The following is a 19,528-nucleotide window of genomic DNA, read 5'->3' as shown; positions in this document are numbered from 1 at the left end:
TCCTCTTCCAGCTCCTTTACGGTGAGCAAGATTGGCAAAAACGGCGCGCGGCAACGATCAGGCCACGGTTCATGACAAGGCCGCTGCTGCCTGAAGCCGGGAGCTTTGGCGGGCCATGCCGGAAAGCCCTCTCTCCTCCTGGAGCCATTGGGCTAGGGCAGCGACACCCTTGCGCCACTGCGTCGGCGGCTCGAGTGCGAGTTCGCGTCTGATCTGGCGCGTATCCGATACGTAGTAGCGTTGATCGCCTGCCCGCCAATCAGAATAGACCGTTTCGACAGGCCGCCCGATGACATCCTCGATATGGACGAGAAGCTGCCTTAGGCTGATGGCATTCGAGGGCCCCCCGCCCAGGTTGAAAGCGCGCCCCTGAACGGTGTCGATCCGCCTCCAGGCTCCTGCGTAGGCATTGACCGCATCGGAAATATCGAGGATGTCGCGCACTTGGCAACCGTCGCCATAGATGGTGATCGGTTGCCCTTCGAGGGCGCGGATCAGGAAGTGAGCGACCCATCCCTGGTCCTCGGTTCCCATCTGACGCTGCCCGTAGATGCAGCTCATCCGCAGCACGCAGGTAGGAATGCCGTAGGAACGTGCATAATCCAGGACGTACTGGTCGGCCGCTCCCTTGGAACAGCCATAGGGTGTATGAAAGTCGAGAGGCCGGGTTTCGCCGATACCGTTGTCGCGAATGGCGGGATCGCGCGGCACATAGGCATCGTTCGTCATGTCCAGCTCCACATCCGCAAGGTCCCCATAGACCTTGTTCGTGGAAGCGAAGACGAGGGGAACCGGCTTGTCGCGCCTGCGCAGCGCATCCAGCACGTTCAGGGTGCCGCGGATATTGATCTCGAAGTCCTCGCGGGGCTCTGCGAGGCTCGTCGTCACAGCAACCTGCGCGGCCATGTGAAAGACGGCTTGGGCGTCCGAGGCGGCATCGGCGACGGCGGCATCGTCGCGAATATCGGCAATGGCCGCGGAGATCTTCGAGGGGTGACGCTTCTTCAGCCAGTCGAGGTTCCGGTCGACGCCAGGGCGTGCCAAGGCATCATAAACCAGAACGTCATGCCCCTCGCTTGCGAAACGGTCCGCCAGATTGGAGCCGATGAACCCAGCGCCGCCTGTCACCAGGACGGGGCGGCGGCGAAGAATGGCGGGTGCGCCAGTCTTTGTATCCGCTTCCTTCATGCGACAAGGCCTCGTGCTTCGAGTTCCTTGCGGGCTTCCTGAACCAGATCCTTGGCCTCCTGCTGGGCCACCCATTCGGCCAGTTCCGCCAGCCCTTCCGAGAAGTCCTTCTTCGGCCTGTAGCCGAGCTCATGCTGGATCTTGGAAATATCCGCGATGCAATGCCGGATGTCGCCGATTCGCGCCTTGCCGGCGATCTCGGGCGCCATGGGACGGTTCATGGCCTTTGCCAGAAGTTCCGCCACCTCGGAAACCGTGCGATCGACGCCGCTGCCGACATTGAACACACCCCCCGGCGCCTTCTCGTGCTCAAGAGCAAGGACGAAAGCCTGCGCGACGTCCTCCACATGCACGAAGTCCCGGCGCTGCTGGCCGTCCTCGAAAATCATGGGCGGCTGGCCGTTATGGAGCCGCGATGCGAAGATGGCGAGGACGCCGGTATAGGGATTGGACAGAGCCTGACCGGGACCATAGGCGTTCCAGAGCCGCAGCGCCACGCCCTTCATGCCGTAGGCCGGACAGAGGGTGAGCGTCAGACGCTCCTGCACATATTTCGAAAGCGCATACACCGATGCGAGCGCTGGCTTCTTCCACTCCGGGGTCGGCACCGGAACGAGAGGACGGCCCTGCGCATCCATCGGATCCCAGGGGGCGTTCTCGCTGGTGCGGGAAACACGCACGACGTCCTCCATGATGCGCCCGTCCGCGTCACGGTAAAGGCCCTCCCCATAGATGCTCATGGACGAGGCGACGACCACGCGCTCCACCGGGTTGTCGATGAGCTGCTGAAACAGCACCGCCGTGCCGTAATCGTTTACGGAGACATAGCGATCGACCGCGTACATGCTCTGTCCGACGCCGACCTCCGCAGCGAGGTGGATCACTTTCGTGGCCCCCTTCAGAGCCTTCAGGACCGCCGTCTCGTCGCGTATGTCGCCGACGACGACCTCCACGTCCGGATCGATGCCGTCGGCCTGCGTCTTGTCGCCGTGAACCTGTTCGATGAGGCTGTCGAGCACTCGAACGCGATGTCCGCGCTCCAGGCAAGCACGCGCAACATACCGGCCGATGAAGCCTGCGCCGCCAGTAATGAGGATGGTATCCGTCACGAGGGGTCTCCGGATCAGTTGGTCGCCACCAAGCCAAGATCGGAACGAAGGAATCCAGCCCCCCGGCTGGAGAAGCGACGCGAGACATTCGCATTTTCCAGGCGGAACAGGGCTTTGGGGCAAAGCAGGCCGTGTGGCGGCCGCCCTATCCTTCCCTCTCAAAGCTTGGCATTTCACGGAACAAACGCTCCGTCATCATCTTTGTTCCTCGGCCTTGAACCTGACCGTTCGGCCCTACCTCTAGCTTGTGCGCCCCTCCAGGAAGACAAGAGTCTCAGCCCAGGAATCCGACAGGGAACAACAAACACTTTTTCTGCGTTGACGGCCAAGCTTCGGGAAATCCGGCCGGGCATGACGCCTGCAATCTGTGTCCGAGGCCTGGCCTTTTCGCCAAGGAAGACCCATCAGGGAGATCTGTTATGAGTTCACGAAAGGTCCGCGTCGGAATCGTCGGCGTAGGCAATTGCGCCTCATCCTTCGTGCAGGGCCTTTCCTACTACCGGGATGCCAAGAGCAACGAGCCTATCCCGGGCCTGATGAACGCCGAACTCGGCGGCTATCACATCAGTGACATAGAGATTTCCGCAGCCTTCGACGTGAACGCATCCAAGGTCGGCCGTGATGTGTCGGATGCGATCTTCGCTCATCCCAACAACACGCAGCGCTTTTCTGCCGTTCCCGAGAGCGGCATCATCGTCAACCGCGGGAAAACCCTCGACGGTCTCGGAAAGTATCTGCGTGACGAGATCGAGGAATCGCAGGAGGACGAGGCCGACATCGCGGAAATCCTGCGTCGAACGAAAACCGACGTGCTCGTCTCCTATCTTCCCGTCGGATCTCAGAAGGCGACCGAGTGGTATGCCGAGCAGGCCCTGGAGGCAGGCTGCGCCTTCGTGAACTGCATCCCCGTCTTCATCGCATCGAACTCCGAATGGAGGAAGCGCTTCGAGGAGCGCGGCCTCCCCATCGTCGGAGACGACATCAAGAGCCAGGTGGGAGCCACTATCGTCCATCGCGTGCTGGCCAATCTGTTCCGCGAACGCGGCGTGCGGCTCGACCGGACCTATCAGCTCAATTTCGGAGGTAACACGGACTTTCAGAACATGCTCGAGCGCGAGCGACTCGAGTCAAAGAAGATATCCAAGACGCAGGCCGTCACGAGCCAGCTCGACATCCCCCTCCCTCCGGAGGACGTGCATGTGGGCCCGAGCGATCACGTGCCGTGGCTCACCGACCGAAAGTGGGCCTATATCCGCTTGGAAGGAACCTCCTTCGGCGGAGTCCCGCTGAACGTGGAGCTGAAGCTCGAGGTGTGGGATTCGCCGAACTCCGCCGGCATCGTCATTGATGCCGTGCGCTGCGCCAAGCTCGCCATGGATCGCAAGATCGGCGGAGCCCTCACAGGCCCCTCCAGCTACTTCATGAAATCTCCGCCGCAGCAATTTACCGATAATGAAGCCCGCGAGAGAACGCTTCGCTTCATTGCAGGCGATGAGGGGGAAGTTTGAGGAGGCGTCGAGCGTGACCACCACCTTCTTCCTCGTGCGTCATGCGGCCCATGACCGGGTGGGAACGGTGCTCTGCGGGCGCATGCCGGGTGTCGGGCTCGGCGACTTTGGCAAAGCGCAGGCGCGGGCGCTGGCACAGCGTTTGGCGGGCGAGAGCGTGGCCAGCGTCCAGACGAGTCCGCTCGAAAGAGCTGTCGAGACGGCCGAGCCCATCGCGGCACAGATCGGCAGCGCCCCTGAGATCTGCGACGACATTACCGAAATCGACTTTGGCGGCTGGACGGGCAAGAGCTTCGACATGCTAACGGACGACCGGCAATGGTCGACCTGGAACTGCAGCCGCAGCACGAGCCGCCCGCCGGGCGGCGAGACGATGCTGGAGGCGCAGGCGCGCATCGTCCGCGCCATGGAGCGGCAACGAAGACTCCATGGCGGGCGCTCCGTCGTTCTCGTCAGCCACAGCGACGTGATCAAGGCAGCCCTCCTCTATCATCTCGGCATGCCGATCGATGCCTATACGCGGCTTGAAGTCTCGCCCGCTTCCATCAGCACGCTCGTCGTCGGCGATTGGGGCTCCAAGATTCTTCGGATGAACGAGGTGATAGCCCCATGAAGCTTGTCGTATTCGGGCTCACGATCTCGTCGTCCTGGGGCAACGGCCACGCCACGCTCTGGCGTGGATTGTGCCGGGCTCTCGCCCGCCAAGGGCATCGGGTTGTCTTCTTCGAGAAGGATGCGCCCTATTACTCCGCCAACAGGGATGTCTTCGAGGTTCCGAACGGGAATCTGGTCCTCTACGACACATGGGACGCGGTGAAGCAGCGGGCGAGATCGGAACTATCCGGCGCCGACGCGGCAATGGTGACGTCCTATTGCCCGGATGGGCTGGAAGCGACGGAACTCGTGCTCGATACACCAGGAGTCGTTCGCACGTTCTACGATCTCGATACACCGGTCACCCTGTCCAAGCTCCAGGCCAGGGAAACGCTCACCTATATCGGCCCACGCGGCCTGGGGGAGTTCGACCTCGTTCTCAGCTACACGGGTGGCGGCGCCCTCGAGATGCTGCAAACGGTGCTTGGCGCACAGCGCGTCGCTCCCTTGTACGGACACGTCGATCCGAACGTCCACCATCCTGTAGCGCCCGTGGCACGCTACATGTGCGATCTCTCCTATCTCGGGACCTATGCCGCCGATCGGCAGACAGCTCTCCGGAAACTCCTCATCGATCCGGCGGGCCTTCGTCCCGCACGGCGTTTCCTGATCGGCGGCGCGCAATATCCGGACGATTTCCCTTGGCGGGCCAACATTCATTTCGCCCGGCATCTGCCGCCCGCGGAACATCCCGCCTTCTTCTCGTCCTCGCGCCTGACCCTCAACGTAACGCGTCAAGCCATGGCGGAGATGGGTTGGTGTCCATCCGGACGCCTCTTCGAGGCATCGGCCTGCGGCGTTCCTATCCTCTCCGACGATTGGGAGGGACTCGACAGCTTCTTCGATCCGGGCAGTGAAATCCTTATTGCCGAAACGACCGAGGATGCCGTCGCGGCGCTCGATTTGTCCGATGCGGAGCTGGACCGCATTGCTCGCGCCAGCCGGGAGCGGACGCTGGCTGAGCATACGTCCGAGCATCGCGCCAGAGAACTCGAGGCTCTCCTTGCGAGTGTTCACTCGGCACCGTCCGCGCTGGGACGATCCACGGCCATGATGGAGACGTGAACCATGTGGGGCATCATACCCGCAGCCGGGCTCGGGAGCCGCATTCAGCCATTGGCCTTCTCGAAGGAGCTCCTGCCTGTCGGAAGCCGCCTCGACAATGGCGTCGAGCGGCCGTGCGCTGTGAGCGAATACCTCGTGGAGCGCATGATCCACGGTGGGGCCGACAAGATCTGCTTCGTAATCTCACCGGGCAAGTCCGACATTATGGAGTATTACGGCGCAAGCTATGGCAGCGCCTCCATCGCCTATGTGGTCCAGCCGAAGGCGAGCGGATTGTGCGACGCGATCTTCCAGGCTGCCCCCCTCATCCCTCCCGATGAGAGCGTGATCGTCGGGCTTCCTGATACCGTTTGGTTTCCCGAGAAGGCACTGGCGGAGCTTCCCGACGGCACGCTCTCCTTCCTTCTCTTTCCCGTCGACAATCCGCAGGTCTTCGACGCCGTCGTGCTCGACGATGCCATGCAGGTTCAGGAAATTCAGGTGAAGCGGGAAGATGCCTCGTCAAGGTGGATCTGGGGCGCCTTCAAGATGCCCGGCCATATTCTCGAAGCGTTGCGAAAGCTCTGGCTCTCCCGCGATCGTCAGGACGAGTACTTCGGCACTCTCGTCAATGCCTATCTCACGCAAGGGGGACAGGCTCTCGGCGTCAAGGCGGGAGAGTCCTATGTGGATGTCGGAACGCTTCACGGCTACCGCTCGGCCATCGGCCTCCTGAGCGAAGCCGCGCAACACGACACGATCACCGGCGCACGCGTTGCCCTCGGCTGGCCTGCCGGGCGCTTGCCACGCGGCCTCCATGATTTGAGCAGGGAGTAGTTACCCGATGAATGCCATGGACCCCATGTCTCCCGACGAGATCAAAAGAAGGGCCGAAGCTCTCGGACCCTGGTTCCACAACATGGAAATCAGGGAAGGCGTGTGGACGGCTCCCAATCACTTCCTCGGCAATTACCCGGCCATCAAGTGGAAGAATTTCTCCGATGCGATCCCGCAGGATCTGACGGGCAAGAGCGTGCTCGACATCGGCTGCAACGGCGGCTTCTACTCGATCGAGATGAAGAAGCGCGGCGCCGAACGCGTGCTCGGGGTCGATTTCGACGATGCTTACCTCGCACAGGCCCGCTTCGCGGCCGAGGTGATGGGTTACGACATCGAATTCCGCAAGCTCTCGGTCTACGATCTCGGTCAGCTTGGCGAGAGATTCGACGTCGTGATCTTCATGGGCGTTCTCTACCATCTGCGCCATCCGCTCCTCGCCCTCGACCTGATCCACGAGCACGTGGCCAGGGACGTTCTGGTGTTCCAATCCATGCAGCGCGGATCGAGCGAGACGATGCCGGTGGAGGAGAACTACACCTTCTGGCAGACCGACCATTTCGACGATCCGCGCTATCCGAAGATGCACTTCATCGAGCACCGCTACGCGGACGATCCGACCAACTGGTGGGCGCCGAACGCCGCCTGCGTGGAAGCCATGCTCCGCAGCGCCGGTTTCGAGATCGTCAAGCATCCGGAAGCCGAAGTTTACATTTGCCGCCGTGTCGACGCCCCGCCCGGAGCGGGAGCGGTCTATCCGGCTCAGGGGAGAACCGCATGATCGAAGCTGCAATGATCTGGAATGAGCCTAACAACAAGTCCCATTGGGATCCGGAGATCGATCCGGATTGGCGGCTCTTCTCCGAGATGGCGATTGCCGCCGGGCAGGCAATCAAGGAGGCTAACCCCGATCTGCCACGTGTTCTCGGAGGCATGTCGCCCATCGACCCGGGCTTCATCAGCAATCTGAAAGAGCGCGGCGTTCTCGACCACGTCGACGTGGTCGCGGTCCACGGCTTCCCGCTCGATTGGAACTTGTGGCAAATTCATGAATGGCCAGCGAAGATCGACGAGATTCGCGCCGTCACCGATAAGCCGATCTGGGTAACGGAGGTGGGCATCTCGACATTCGGTGCGGAAGAGGTGCAGGTCTGGGGCCTGAACCGCACGGCAGAACTCCTCATCGGGCAAGTTCCGAAGATCCACTGGTATAGCCTCTGTGATCTGCCCCGTGCGTGGGAAGCCACCACGCGCCATCGGGAGGCGGAAGGCTCGTCCTATTACCGGCATTTCTATATGGGCCTCTTGCGTGAGGACGGCACGCCGAAGCCCGCTCTCAAGGAATATGAGAAATACGCCGCTGAGATGGGACTTTGCCAGTGGTTCCACTTCGAAGACCACCGCCTCGACGACGCGGTCGCGTGGATGAAGCGCCTTGGCGTGAAATATCTTCGCACAGGCCTTTCCTGGGCAGACAGCTTCCGCCCGAACGCGCTCGACTGGTTCGACCGCCAGATGGAGGCGCTCTCGGATTTCGATGTCACGGTCACCTTCTGTTTCACGCCGGAACATCGCGGAATCGCGCCGCACCACACCAGCCCCCCGCAGGTGAAGGAAGAGTTCGCGGAATTCTGCGCCAGCATGATCCGGCGCTACGCTCCCCATACGAGCGCAGGCTCGGCCGAGAAAGAGGTGCTCGAAGCTCTCTGAGAATTCTTCGTCTAGCGCATCATGCACATCCTGATGCGCGGCCCGCAGGCGATCACCTGAGCCTCAGTGCACGTTTGGTCGAGCGCGATCGTCCTCGTCTGGAGCGGTTGCGCTCGGCGCGAACCTGAGCCTTCAACAGCAAGATGTGCCGAGCCGCATCCAGAATTCATTCTGGTCCATACTGGAGAGCCGACAAGAAACCGGCCTGCCTAATCTACCAATGTATGGATGCACTAAATCACCCCACCAGAGAGGTAAAGCTCAAGAGCTGCTTTTCACTCAATAAGAGCCATATCCATAAATATCTCCAACACGATATTGCTCCGCACCGCAGCATGAACGCACGGCAAGAACGATACCTTTCTAAGCTGTCGGTGGAGGCAGCCATTGATGCCACAATCTGCTCAGATGAAGCTTCCTGCAACGGACACCGATATCCAGGGCGCCACGGCAGCCGAGCCCCGCCGAAGGCACCTGGAGCTGGAGTCGGCACGGAAACTTCGCGCGCTGGCTCGCTTGGACGAGGCGGAAGTCCAGTATCTGAACCTGCTTGAGGAGCAACCCGGACTGGTGCGGGCGCTTGTCGGCCTCGGTCACGTCGCCCGAGCGCGCGGCAAGCCGCGACTGGCTCTGAGATACTACCGGGCTGCCCTGTTGGCCAAGCCTTCCCGAACGGACCTGAAACTCAAAGCGGCCGCGCAATTACGCAAGCTGCTGCGCTTTCGGGAGGCAGAGCAGCTTTATCGTGCCATCCTCATGGATCAGCCGGACCATGCCCGCGCGCGGGAGCGGCTGGCGCGGTTGCCGAAGCCGGAGACGTCGGGGCTGCCGCCGATGGAGCGCTCCTGGCTCGAACGGGAGACCTTCACCCGGGCCGCCGAGTGGGGCCGGAACCTGGAATCGCTAGGGGTTTGCGGACACTACTTGAACCTGCTGACACTGGCACAGGATTTCGCCCATGGCGCCTCGGAAGAGGTCAAGCGGGACTGCATCCTCCTTCGCCTGCGCAAGGCGACCAAGATCCTGCCCTTGGTGTCGGATTGGGAGGAATACGAGCATGTGCTGAAACGGGAGGCCGCAGCACTCCCATCCGGCGGTCGGTTGGGGTATGTTCCTGAACAGCATCCCGGAGCTTGGCGGAACAGCGTCGCCGTCACCAAGAGCCAGCGCGAGTTCGTTTGGCTCCGCGAAACCCTCTCGAGAATGAGCGGGTCGACGCTGAAGGAATACCGCCGGCAGATCAACAAGCTCCTGAGAGCGGGCGCGCATGTGGAGCCGATCGATGCGGCGAATCTGGATCTCGTGCTGGCATGCAATGCCCGATGGTATGCAGGCATGAAAGCAAAAGGGAAGTCCCTGCTTTTTCGAGCCCGTACACTCTGGACCTTGGAAAATCTGGCTATGCTGGAGCCCTTGGGTGTGCGGCATCTAGCGGTGATGTTGGATGATGACGTGATCGGCTACGGCGTCGCCAGCCACCTCGGCATGTCCTGGGTGGCATTTTTGTACGGTAAAGGCGACAATGAGTATAATGTGTCTCCCTATACCTACCATGAACTATCCAGGCTTTACCCTGACCGGCAATGGATTAACGCCGGCGATACCGGAGGCCGGGCTGGACTTGCCTGGTTCAAGGAAAAATTCACGGCGAACGCTGGCGACAAGCAGATGACGTTGGGGTGGATACAGGCGTGATTGGGTCTTGAAGGGCCAAGCAGCGCACTCCTTCCATCGCAACCCGAAGGCGTTCCTCGCCCCTCGAGCATCGGATGAGAAAAGTGGAATCCACTTTCGAGATCGATCCGATGCTTTCTCCTTGGGCGAGAGCATCTCTCAATGCGCAAAACCGGGTCCACTTTATACGCACGATGCGCCAAGAAGCCTTGCACCAGGGAGATGCAGGCCAAAGGAAAGGCGGCCGATCTCTCAGCCGCCATTTTTTTATGACCGCTCCCTGATCTCAGGCTATCTGCCGTAGATCCGGTCGAGCACCCGAGCGACCGTGACGAGTTCGTCCGCAGCGGGATCGAAGCGCTCCCCAGCCGCGAGACGGGACGCCCAATCGGCCGCGGCACGCCCGCCCCATTCGTCAGGCGGCGTGGTGAGCGTTTCCTGCGACGTGCCCCGGTACCGCTCGGCCGTGAAATCATAGAACGAGCCGTTGACATTGCGCAGCGATACGCCGCCCTGTGTTCCGTAGAACGTTGCAGAGATGACGGCATCGCAGCCGGCCTGGAGCCTCCAGGAGCAGGCAAGCTGAACCACCGCACCTGTGTCGAGCTCTACGGTCGCGACCGCATAATCCTCCACGTGAGAGGCGCTGTCCGTAAGCGGCTTGCCGGCCGCAAAGAGCTTTCCGGAAACCGAGCCGATGCCGGGATTGCCAAGCGTCCACAGGGCCAAATCGACCAGATGGACACCGAGATCCATGACGCATCCTCCGCCGGAGAGCGCGGGGTCGTAGAACCAGGGCTTGTCCGGCCCATAAGCGTTGTGGAATACGAGATCGACCGCATAGATGTGCCCCAGCTCGCCGGAGGCCACGACCTCGCGGATGCGGCGCATGCCTTCCGTGAAGCGATAGGAAAGATCGACGCACAGCAGCCGGTCGGCTCGCCGGGCAGCGTCCACGGCCGCCCTCACCTCCGCCACGTTACGCCCTAGAGGCTTCTGGCAGAACACGGCAACACCGCGTTCGAGCGCCTGAATCGACTGCTCCGCATGCATGGCGCTGGGTGTCGCGATTACCACGCCATCGACACCGAGATCGAGGATATCATCCAGCGTTGAGACCAGCTTCGCCTCCGGCGCGAGCTTTCCTGCTTCCGCAGCCATCTCGGGTGAAGGGTCGGCGATGGCGGCCGCCTCGACTGTGTCCGTTCCGAGGATCGCCTGCATGCGGTGCCGGCCGATCCAGCCCACGCCGAGAAATCCGAGGCGTGGACGGGCGGGAGCGGCTCCCATGGATGTTCTGATCAAAGCCTGCGGGATCATTGGAAAGTCACCAGAGCCTTGAGGAAGCCGTCGGGCCGGTCACGGGTGGCGTTGAGCGCCTCATCCAGACGCTCCAGCGGATAGGAATGGGTGTAGAGCGATCTTGGATCGAGACGTCCTAAGGCTATGGCATCAATGGCCTCGCGAATACCTTGCATATAGATTTTCGGATCACGCTCGTGAGCATTGATCACATCGATGCCGCGCCAGTTCCAGAGCCACATATTGACCTGCCGGGGCCCATCCTGATGATAGCCGGCGACGATAAGCCTGCCGCGCTCGCGGGTGAGTTCGCCGCCGAGGTCGAGGGGCCATTGCTTGCCGACGGCCTCGATCACGCGGTCGCAGAACGTCCCCCCGGTCAGTTCCTTCACCCTCTCGATGATGGCATGATGATCCTCCATCGGGATCACCTCGGCGGCGCCCATCCGACGTGCAAGATCGAGCGAGAAGGGGCGCCGCGATATGGCGATCACCCGCGCGCCCGCATCGGTCGCGAGCCTGGTGAGAATGGCGCCCAGAAAACCGATCCCGATAATGGCGATCGTCTGCCCGGCCTGGATTTCGCTGCGGCGGAAGATGTTCATGGCACAGCCGAGAGGCTCGCCAGGGAATGGTTGATCTGCGAGGCTGTCCGGCAGTCGAACCACGGCGTCGGCGTCAGCGATATCGTATTCCGCATAGGATTTGTACGTGAGAGCCGCGACCCTGTCGCCGAGCGTCAATCCCTCGACACCGTCGCCCATGGCGTCCACGATGCCCCAGGCCTCATGTCCGAGAGCACCCGGCTCGGTGGGAAACCGCACCCATTCCGGTCCGGCCCAGGGCGTGAGATTGGATGCACATACGCCGCACCCTTCCAGACGTAGGCGCACCTGTCCCGCACCGGGCTCAGGGCGCCCGATCCTCCTGATCTCGATTTGTCCCGGACCGGTGAGAACGGCTGCCCGCATCATGGCTGCCGCAGGATACGCCACCCCGCTTGCGGCATCCGCGCCAGCTTCAGCGGAAGCGGCAGATGCGTCGTTGTCCAATGCCTTATCGTTCAACAAGTCTTCATCTCCACCTCTATGCCCGAGCAACTAGAGACGGGGTGAGAGACTTCAAGGCTTGGCTGTTTTCCCCTGCATTTCCGCGACATAGCGCATGCGCGCAGTGCTGTCCGGCTCCAGGCCTCCGGCGGCACACCAGCGGGCGAAAGTGGAAGGTTCGATCGGGATTCGTTCGATATCCAGACCCGCCTGCTTTCCGACGCTCTCGTTGTTCTCGGCGGCGGCAAGCCATTGCTCGTAGGTCGGAGCAAGGTTGTGGCGGTCGGTCATCATGCGGCGAATGTCCGGATAATCCTCACGACTGTACCACGGCAGCGCAATCTTTCGTTTCGTCTCCGGCACGCTGGGTCTTCCATAGATTGGCGGGCATCGAGCCCTCGCAGCCCACCAGGGAGCGAGGGCTCGATGCGGGATCGGATGGTCAACTGAAAAGGTAGAGCACCGTGGGAACCGCTGCCAGAAGGCCTGCGGATGTGAACAGCGCCAGACGATGATCGGGATTGGCCAAGCGGCGCACCTTGCGGGCCGTGACGCCTGCCTCCATGCTCCAGCCATTCATGCAGGAGCAGAGGAGCCGGTGCGCGGAACGCTCGGAGAGATCGAAATATTCCATGGCGTCCCCTAGCCTGTCCCCCTTCAGGCCGTCCGCGCGGAGAATGGGATCTTCGAAAGCAACCGTGATCGGAGATTCGTCGGACCTCAGCTCAGGCCTTTTCTCTTCGGGCGTGAACTCGATCTCGCCCAGTGAGCGCAGCCGCCGCTTCGGCTGCCGTTCCAACAGTTCTGCCCAGCGCTCAAGGCGCTCGTGCCGGGAGAGGAAACCTTGCTTGAACTCGTGTACCTCAGCAACGCCACGCAGTGTCTCTACAGGCTTGTGTTCCATCGGTATTCTCCGCAATGGGAGCCGGCCCTGAAGCCAAGGCCAAGCCCTGGAGAAGCAAGCATGAAACGAGTCATAGGCTTTTTTGCGTCAATGACGATTAAAAGAGCGTCTCATGCGGATGGGCGACATGCTCCTGGAAGATAGCCCCCGTGACGGCCTCCACCTCCTTGAGCACAACGTCATAGCCCCAAAGATTGGCGATCATCTGCAGGACACGCTGCGCATCATCCTTGTGCAGGAGCGTGCGATTGAGCACGTGATGGTGAAGGATCAGGCGCCGGTCGCCAGCGAGGTCAACGTCCACGACTTGGATGTCAGGATCGTTCCACCCCACGTCGTACTGGCGTGACAGGGAACGGCGCAGGCGCCGGTAGCCGCGCTCATCATGGATGGCCTCAATGATCAGTTCCGGGCGATCGGGGTCGTCCACCAAATGGAACAGGCGCCATTGCCGCATCAGTTGCGGACTCAAGAATTGCGAAATGAAGCTCTCGTCCCTGTAGTTCGCCCACACATCGCGCAGCACCCTCATGGGGTCGTCGCAACCTGCAATATCCGGGAACCATTCCCTGTCCTCGGCGGTCGGCTGGGTGCAGATACGTTCGATGTCCTGCATCATCCCGAAGCCGAGGGCGTAAGGATTGATGCCACCATAATGAGGGTCGTCGTATTCCGGCTGACGGATGACGTTGGTATGCGACTGCAGGAATTCGAGAAAAGCGCCGTCGCTGATCTGCCCCGTTTCATGGAGCTTGGTCATGATGCGATAGTGACAATAGGTGGCACATCCCTCGTTCATGACCTTCGTCTGGCGCTGCGGATAAAAATACTGCGCGATCTGACGAACGATGCGCAGGATCTCACGCTGCCAAGGTTGGAGGCGCGGCGCGGACTTTTCCAGGAAGTACAGGATATTCTCTTGGGGCAGCTCCAGAAGAGCACGCCGCCGTTCGTCGCTTAAGGCGGACTTTTGAGCTCCCCCCTTCGAAGGAACGGTACGCCATAGATCGTTGAAGGTCTGCTCCTGATGGATCTGCCGCTCCCGCTCGCGACGCTCCTCCGAACGCAGGTCAGGACGCTTCTTGCGCGGATAGCGGTGAACACCGTGCGACATGAGGGCATGGGCGGCGTCGAGCACCCTCTCGACCGCGTTCTGTCCGTAGCGCTCCTCGCAGCGGGTGATATAGCCCTTGGCGAATTCCAGATAATCGAGGATGCCGTCCGCGTCCGTCCATTCCTTGAAGAGATAGTTGTTCTTGAAGAAGTGGTTATGCCCGAAGGCCGCATGGGCGATCACGAGCGTCTGCATCGTCGCCGTGTTCTCCTCCATGATGTAGGAGATGCACGGATTTGAGTTGATCACGATTTCGTACGCCAGGCCCATGAGTCCTTGCCGGTAGCCGGCCTCATGCATCGCGAAGCGCTTGCCGAATGACCAGTGCTTGTAGAAAAGCGGCATGCCGATGGACGCGTAGGCATCCAGCATCTGCTCAGCCGTGATCACCTCGATCTGATTGGGATAGACATCGAGCCCCAGCTCGCCGACCGCAATGTGCTCGATCGCGTCGGTGACGCGCTGTATAGCGCCAAAGTCCCAATCGGCGCCATGAAACAGCAAGGTGTCTTTGTCGATCAAGCTCATGGTGCCGTTGCCTCGGCATCGCGGCGGCGGAACAGCTCGCGGAAGACGGGATAGATCTCGCGGCGGTGATTGACCTTGCGCATGGCGATGTTCAGACCGTCGTCCTGCAGCGTCTCGTAGGTCTGCCACAAGGCCGTCTTGTGATTGATGAAACCGGCCTGCATCCGGTCGTGGTCGCTGCCGACCTCGAGATAAGCGTAGTACTGACAGGCCGGAAGAATGACATTCCTTAGCAAAGCGGCGCTGGTCGCGCCATCATTGGGAGAATTGTCGCCGTCCGAAGCCTGTGCGGCGTAGATGTTCCAATTCTCAGGCGGGTAGCGTTCGGTCATGATCCGCTGCATCTCCCGCAGGGCCGAAGAGACGACGGTGCCACCTGTCTCGGGGCTGTGGAAGAACGTATCCTCGTCCACCTCCTTTGCCTCATGAGTGTGGCGGATGAAGACGATCTCCACATGCTTGTAGCGTCGGGTCAGGAAGATATAAAGGAGCATGTAGAAACGCTTCGCCAGATCCTTCATGTGCTCCGTCATGGAACCGGACACGTCCATGAGACAGAACATGACGGCCTGCGCCACGGGGCGCGAGACCGGCTCAAACCGGCGATACCGGAGATCGACCGGATCGATGTAGGGAAAGCGCCGCGCCCGCAGGTTCAGCTTTTCAAGCTCCTGGCGCAGCTCGAGGAGCCTCTCGCTCTCACCCTCCTGTTCGAGGAGCGCGATCTCCTCTTTCAGCCTCGCAATCTCGGCGGATTTCGGCCGGCGCATGGCGATACGCCGGGAAAGGGCGTTGCGCATGGAACGCAGCAGCGCGAGATTGACGGGCGACCCGGTGACGGAGTAGCCCGCGCGCCGTATGCCCTGAACCTCGACGGTTGCAAGGCGCCGTTTGGCGAGATCGGGGAGCTCGAGGTCCTCGAGAAAAAGGTCCAGGAACTCCTCGCGGCTCAGGGCGAACCGAAAATCGTCCTCTCCCTCTCCGCTGTTGCTGGCAGAGGAGCCCCCGCCGCCTCCGCCCGGAGGACGGTCGATGGCGTCTCCTTCCACAAACCGCTTGTTGCCCGGAAGGATGTGATCGTTGACGCCGCCCTCGCCCGAGCGGCGGAAGCTGGGCTCGCGCACTCCATCGGCCGGGATCGAGACCTCTCCGCCTCTTTCGAGATCGGTAATGTCGCGGTCGCCGGCCGTCTGACGCACGGCTCGCTGTATCTGGGCCTTGGCGCGACGAAGAAAGCGTTGTCGATTGGCAAGACTCTTGCCGCCGGGATTGAGGCGTCTGTCGATGATATACATAGGAACGCCTGCTCTGCCTCCGCTTTCTATCAGCCCGCCTGCTTCACACGCATGTACCATTCCACCAAGCGCCTCACCTGCCGCTCGGTATAGCCACGCTCCATCATGCGCTGCACGAACTCGCCGTGCTTCTTCTCGGTATCACTGTCCTTCTTTGACCCGAAGCTGATGACCGGCAGAAGTTCCTCGACCTGCGAGAACATGCGCCGTTCGATCACGTCACGGATCTTTTCGTAGCTCGTCCAGGAAGGATTCCGCCCGTTGTTGCCCGCCCTTGCCCGCAGCGAGAACTTCACTACCTCGTTACGGAAATCCTTCGGGTTGGCGATTCCCGCCGGCTTTTCGATCTTGGTGAGCTCCTGGTTCAGGAGTTCACGATTGAGGAGCTGGCCGGTATCCGGATCTTTGAAGTCCTGATCCTCGATCCAGGCATCCGCGTAGGAGACATAGCGGTCAAAAAGATTCTGGCCATAATCGTGATAGGATTCCAGATAAGCCTTCTGGATCTCGTGCCCGATGAAATCGGCATAGCGCGGCGCGAGCTCACCTTTGATGAACTCCAGGTATCGTCTTTCCACATCCTGCGGCAGCTGCTCCCGGCGGAGCGACTGCTCGAGAACGTACATGAGATGAACCGGATCGGCCGCGACCTCGATGGTATCGTGATTGAAGGTGGCTGCCAGAACCTTGAAAGCGAAACGGGTGGAAATCCCGTCCATACCCTCGTCGACGCCGGCCGCATCCTTGTACTCCTGAAGGCTGCGCGCCCGCGGGTCGACCTCGCGCAGGCTCTCACCGTCGTAGACCCGCATCTTGGAGTAGAAGTTCGAGTTCTCGTGAGGCCGCAATCGCGACAGGACCGAGAAACGGGCAAGCATTTCCAGCGTAGCAGGAGCGCATGGAGCCTCCGCGAGCTCGGAGCCCCGGATCAGCTTCTCGTAGATTTTCTGCTCCTCGGTGACCCGCAGGCAATAGGGCACCTTGATCACATAAATGCGATCAATGAACGCCTCGTTGTTCTTATTCGACTTGAAGCTCTGCCACTCCGCCTCGTTGGAATGCGCCAGGATGATGCCGGTGAACGGGATGGAGCCGATATTCTCCGTACCGACATAATTTCCTTCTTGGGTTGCCGTCAGAAGGGGATGGAGCATCTTGATCGGCGCCTTGAACATCTCGACGAATTCGAGAATGCCCTGGTTGGCGCGGTTGAGGCCGCCGGAATAGCTGTAGGCGTCGGGATCCGCCTGGGAGAGGGTTTCGAGCTTGCGGATGTCGACCTTGCCGACCAGGGAGGAGATGTCCTGATTGTTCTCGTCGCCGGGTTCGGTCTTTGCGATCGCGATCTGGCGCAGCCGCGACGGATTGATCTTCACAACGCGAAATTTCGAGACGTCCCCGCGAAACTCGTCGAGCCGCTTGATGGCCCAGGGACTCAGAAGATTGGTCAGACGCCGCCTCGGAATCCCGTAACGCTCTTCCAGCACGGGCCCCATCTGCTCAGGATCGAACAGCGCGAGCGGACTCTCGAAAACCGGGCTGATCTCGTCACCGGCCTTGAGAACATAGATCGGGTGCACCTCCATGAGCGCCTTCAGGCGCTCGGCCAGAGAGGATTTACCGCCGCCGACCGGGCCGAGGAGATAAAGGATCTGCTTGCGCTCTTCCAGTCCCTGAGCGGCATGGCGGAAGAAGCTGACGATCATCTCAATCGTCTCCTCCATGCCGTAGAATTCGGAGAAGGCCGGATAAACGCGGATCGTCCGGTTCATAAAGATGCGGCCGAGGCGCGCATCTTTGGACGTATCGACGAGTTCAGGCTCGCCGATCGCCGCCAGGATGCGCTCCGGAGCGCTCGCGTACATCATGGGATTGTCGCGGCACCCCTCCAGGTATTCCGCAAGGGACAGCTCCGCCTCACGGCGGTTTTCGTAGGTCTTCAGGAAACTCGAGAACAGGTCGTCGGAGTGATGCATGGTGCCACCGAAATCAGATCCCTCTCAGAGATAACGATTCTGCACCGCTAAGGTTGCCCAGACCGGACGGTGCGATGATGCGTCAGAACGTGCCTATGGCAGCTCCCCCTCTTCGCTGGCGGCTTGCGCGGCATGATCACGGCGCTCGGATCTGCATGGGAGCCTTCGTGACGTTCACGAGCCGTCTTTCTCATCTAGCCTCGCGGATTGCTGCAGGCACGGCAAGTTAAAGTTTCTATCAAACACCGGATTCGGATGTGCCGCATTGCCGCCGTCGAATTCAAAGCAGCAGCGTTCCCACGTCGGAAAAACCCTCCTCTTTCTGAGGTAGATCGCAAGGCGGCAAATACTAGAAGCATCAAGAGAATTTTTGACGTTATACTGCAACAGTGACGCAGATCCGGCATTGCGTCAAGCACGAGAGACAGTCCAGATTCGAAATGAAGCACATTGACGCCAGCCCGACCTAACCTATCGTCTGCGACAGCAGAAGGCCTGCGGCCAGCGTGCCGCCGCCTCGCTCCATACTCCACCCCTGCAACGGAGAGCCCCGTGATCAGAGCTTTCGGCTACGCCGCCCAGGACGCCACGACGCCGCTCGCTCCCTTCACCTTCGAGCGGCGCGAGCCGCGGGAGAGCGACGTTGAGATCGACATTCTCTATTGCGGCGTCTGCCATTCCGACCTCCATACCGTTCGGAGCGAGTGGAGTGGTACGCTCTATCCCTGCCTGCCCGGCCATGAAATCGTGGGACGGGTCACCCGCGTCGGGAGCGGCGTTCAGAAGTTCAAGCCGGGCGATCTGGTCGGCGTCGGCTGCATCGTGGATTCCTGCCGCACCTGCAACAGTTGCCGTGACGGTCTGGAGCAATATTGCGAGGTCGGATTCACGGGCACCTACAACGGTCCGGAGCAGGGTACCGGCGCCAACACCTATGGCGGATATTCCAACGTGATCGTCGTCGACGCGAGCTTCGTTCTGCGGATCCCCGACGGCCTCGATCCGGCAGCGGCTGCTCCGCTGCTCTGCGCCGGGATCACCACCTATTCCCCTCTGCGGCGCTGGCGCGTTCAGCGAGGCCAGAAAGTCGGCATCGTGGGCCTCGGCGGCCTCGGCCACATGGCCGTCAAGATTGCCCGCGCCATGGGCGCGCATGTGGTGCTATTCACCACCTCCCCTAACAAACGGGAAGATGCTTTGGCGCTGGGTGCGCATGAGGTCGTCGTCTCCCGGGACAAGGAGGCGATGGCAGCCCAGCGCAACAGCTTCGACTTCATTCTCGATACGGTCGCGGCTCCGCACGACCTGGATTCCTATCTCGTGCTTCTGGCCCGTGATGGCGCCATGGTCTTGGTCGGCGCACCTGCCGAGCCGCATCCCGCGACGACAGTGTTCAACCTCATCATGAAGCGGCGCCAGCTTGCCGGCTCGTTGATCGGCGGCATCGCGGAGACGCAGGAGATGCTTGATTTCTGCGCCCAGAACGGGATTACGGCGGAGATCGAGATGATTCCGATCCAGTCCATCAATCAGGCCTACGAGCGCATGCTCAGGAGTGACGTCAAGTATCGCTTCGTGATCGATATGGCCTCTCTGAAGCAGGAGGCGGCAGCCTAATCCAACCAGTGTCCGGAGA

Annotated in this window: 17 protein-coding genes; 8 read left to right on the top strand and 9 right to left on the bottom strand. The window is 61.1% G+C overall.

What is annotated here, in order from left to right:
- Positions 1–69: 69 nt before the first annotated feature.
- Positions 70–1,188 carry an NAD-dependent epimerase/dehydratase family protein gene (locus GR328_RS08185; protein ID WP_160884028.1) on the bottom strand — a complete coding sequence of 373 codons (1,119 nt, stop codon included), beginning with the start codon at positions 1,186–1,188 and terminating at the stop codon, positions 70–72.
- Positions 1,185–2,297, bottom strand: coding sequence for an SDR family NAD(P)-dependent oxidoreductase (locus GR328_RS08180; protein ID WP_160884027.1), 1,113 nt, complete (start codon positions 2,295–2,297; stop codon positions 1,185–1,187). The genes GR328_RS08185 and GR328_RS08180 overlap by 4 nt, the downstream gene beginning before the upstream one ends.
- A 419-nt stretch (positions 2,298–2,716) precedes the next feature.
- On the opposite strand from GR328_RS08180, the gene GR328_RS08175 reads away from it, so the two are divergent.
- The 7 genes from GR328_RS08175 to GR328_RS08145 all read left to right on the top strand — a co-directional run bounded on the left by GR328_RS08175 (position 2,717) and on the right by GR328_RS08145 (position 9,745).
- Positions 2,717–3,805, top strand: a complete 1,089-nt coding sequence (locus GR328_RS08175; protein WP_160884026.1) for an inositol-3-phosphate synthase — start codon at positions 2,717–2,719, stop codon at positions 3,803–3,805.
- A 13-nt stretch (positions 3,806–3,818) separates the two neighbouring features.
- Positions 3,819–4,418, top strand: a complete 600-nt coding sequence (locus tag GR328_RS08170) for a histidine phosphatase family protein (protein WP_160884025.1) — start codon at positions 3,819–3,821, stop codon at positions 4,416–4,418.
- A complete protein-coding gene (locus GR328_RS08165) occupies positions 4,415–5,524 on the top strand; it encodes a CgeB family protein (RefSeq protein ID WP_160884024.1) in 1,110 nt (369 codons plus the stop codon). Before GR328_RS08170 ends, GR328_RS08165 begins: the two co-directional genes overlap by 4 nt.
- Positions 5,525–5,527: 3 nt before the next feature.
- Complete coding sequence (locus tag GR328_RS08160; protein ID WP_160884023.1) at positions 5,528–6,340, top strand: nucleotidyltransferase family protein; 813 nt, start codon at positions 5,528–5,530, stop codon at positions 6,338–6,340.
- 7 nt (positions 6,341–6,347) lie between these two features.
- Entirely contained in the window at positions 6,348–7,121 is a 774-nt protein-coding gene (locus GR328_RS08155; RefSeq protein ID WP_160884022.1) for a TIGR04290 family methyltransferase, read from the top strand.
- On the top strand, positions 7,118–8,050 hold the full coding sequence (locus GR328_RS08150; RefSeq protein ID WP_160884021.1) for a glycoside hydrolase 5 family protein: 933 nt from the start codon (positions 7,118–7,120) through the stop codon (positions 8,048–8,050). Before GR328_RS08155 ends, GR328_RS08150 begins: the two co-directional genes overlap by 4 nt.
- Positions 8,051–8,566: 516 nt before the next feature.
- Positions 8,567–9,745: a hypothetical protein gene (locus tag GR328_RS08145; protein WP_205789814.1), complete on the top strand. Its 1,179-nt coding sequence runs from the start codon at positions 8,567–8,569 to the stop codon at positions 9,743–9,745.
- Between the two features lie 270 nt (positions 9,746–10,015).
- Here GR328_RS08145 and GR328_RS08140 read toward each other — a convergent pair whose 3' ends face one another.
- From GR328_RS08140 to GR328_RS08110, 7 genes are all read right to left on the bottom strand, one after another.
- Positions 10,016–11,044 (bottom strand): Gfo/Idh/MocA family protein, encoded by a 1,029-nt coding sequence (locus GR328_RS08140; protein ID WP_160884019.1) that lies wholly within the window; start codon positions 11,042–11,044, stop codon positions 10,016–10,018.
- Complete coding sequence (locus GR328_RS08135; RefSeq protein ID WP_160884071.1) at positions 11,041–11,997, bottom strand: MDR/zinc-dependent alcohol dehydrogenase-like family protein; 957 nt, start codon at positions 11,995–11,997, stop codon at positions 11,041–11,043. The genes GR328_RS08140 and GR328_RS08135 overlap by 4 nt, the downstream gene beginning before the upstream one ends.
- Positions 11,998–12,147: 150 nt before the next feature.
- Entirely contained in the window at positions 12,148–12,438 is a 291-nt protein-coding gene (locus tag GR328_RS08130; protein ID WP_160884018.1) for a hypothetical protein, read from the bottom strand.
- A gap of 79 nt (positions 12,439–12,517) precedes the next feature.
- Positions 12,518–12,979, bottom strand: a complete 462-nt coding sequence (locus tag GR328_RS08125; RefSeq protein WP_160884017.1) for a hypothetical protein — start codon at positions 12,977–12,979, stop codon at positions 12,518–12,520.
- A gap of 97 nt (positions 12,980–13,076) precedes the next feature.
- Positions 13,077–14,621, bottom strand: coding sequence for a SpoVR family protein (locus GR328_RS08120; protein ID WP_160884016.1), 1,545 nt, complete (start codon positions 14,619–14,621; stop codon positions 13,077–13,079).
- Positions 14,618–15,916, bottom strand: coding sequence for a YeaH/YhbH family protein (locus GR328_RS08115; protein ID WP_160884015.1), 1,299 nt, complete (start codon positions 15,914–15,916; stop codon positions 14,618–14,620). The genes GR328_RS08120 and GR328_RS08115 overlap by 4 nt, the downstream gene beginning before the upstream one ends.
- Positions 15,917–15,945: 29 nt before the next feature.
- Positions 15,946–17,892: a PrkA family serine protein kinase gene (locus GR328_RS08110; protein WP_160884014.1), complete on the bottom strand. Its 1,947-nt coding sequence runs from the start codon at positions 17,890–17,892 to the stop codon at positions 15,946–15,948.
- A gap of 552 nt (positions 17,893–18,444) precedes the next feature.
- On the opposite strand from GR328_RS08110, the gene GR328_RS08105 reads away from it, so the two are divergent.
- Complete coding sequence (locus tag GR328_RS08105) at positions 18,445–19,509, top strand: zinc-binding dehydrogenase (RefSeq protein ID WP_160884013.1); 1,065 nt, start codon at positions 18,445–18,447, stop codon at positions 19,507–19,509.
- Positions 19,510–19,528 lie beyond the last annotated feature (19 nt).

It is taken from the genome of Microvirga makkahensis (assembly GCF_009830105.1).
Classification (GTDB): Bacteria; Pseudomonadota; Alphaproteobacteria; order Rhizobiales; family Beijerinckiaceae; genus Microvirga; species Microvirga makkahensis.
The sequence above is the reverse complement of the archived record's forward strand: the minus strand, read 5'-3'. Positions and strand labels throughout refer to the sequence as shown.

Coding starts and splice junctions, on each gene's coding strand:
- GR328_RS08185 (WP_160884028.1), bottom strand. CDS start 1,188: ATGAAGGAAGCGGATACAAAGACTGGCGCACCCGCCATTCTTCGCCGC.
- GR328_RS08175 (WP_160884026.1), top strand. CDS start 2,717: ATGAGTTCACGAAAGGTCCGCGTCGGAATCGTCGGCGTAGGCAATTGC.
- GR328_RS08165 (WP_160884024.1), top strand. CDS start 4,415: ATGAAGCTTGTCGTATTCGGGCTCACGATCTCGTCGTCCTGGGGCAAC.
- GR328_RS08160 (WP_160884023.1), top strand. CDS start 5,528: ATGTGGGGCATCATACCCGCAGCCGGGCTCGGGAGCCGCATTCAGCCA.
- GR328_RS08155 (WP_160884022.1), top strand. CDS start 6,348: ATGAATGCCATGGACCCCATGTCTCCCGACGAGATCAAAAGAAGGGCC.
- GR328_RS08150 (WP_160884021.1), top strand. CDS start 7,118: ATGATCGAAGCTGCAATGATCTGGAATGAGCCTAACAACAAGTCCCAT.
- GR328_RS08140 (WP_160884019.1), bottom strand. CDS start 11,044: ATGATCCCGCAGGCTTTGATCAGAACATCCATGGGAGCCGCTCCCGCC.
- GR328_RS08135 (WP_160884071.1), bottom strand. CDS start 11,997: ATGCGGGCAGCCGTTCTCACCGGTCCGGGACAAATCGAGATCAGGAGG.
- GR328_RS08125 (WP_160884017.1), bottom strand. CDS start 12,979: ATGGAACACAAGCCTGTAGAGACACTGCGTGGCGTTGCTGAGGTACAC.
- GR328_RS08120 (WP_160884016.1), bottom strand. CDS start 14,621: ATGAGCTTGATCGACAAAGACACCTTGCTGTTTCATGGCGCCGATTGG.
- GR328_RS08115 (WP_160884015.1), bottom strand. CDS start 15,916: ATGTATATCATCGACAGACGCCTCAATCCCGGCGGCAAGAGTCTTGCC.
- GR328_RS08110 (WP_160884014.1), bottom strand. CDS start 17,892: ATGCATCACTCCGACGACCTGTTCTCGAGTTTCCTGAAGACCTACGAA.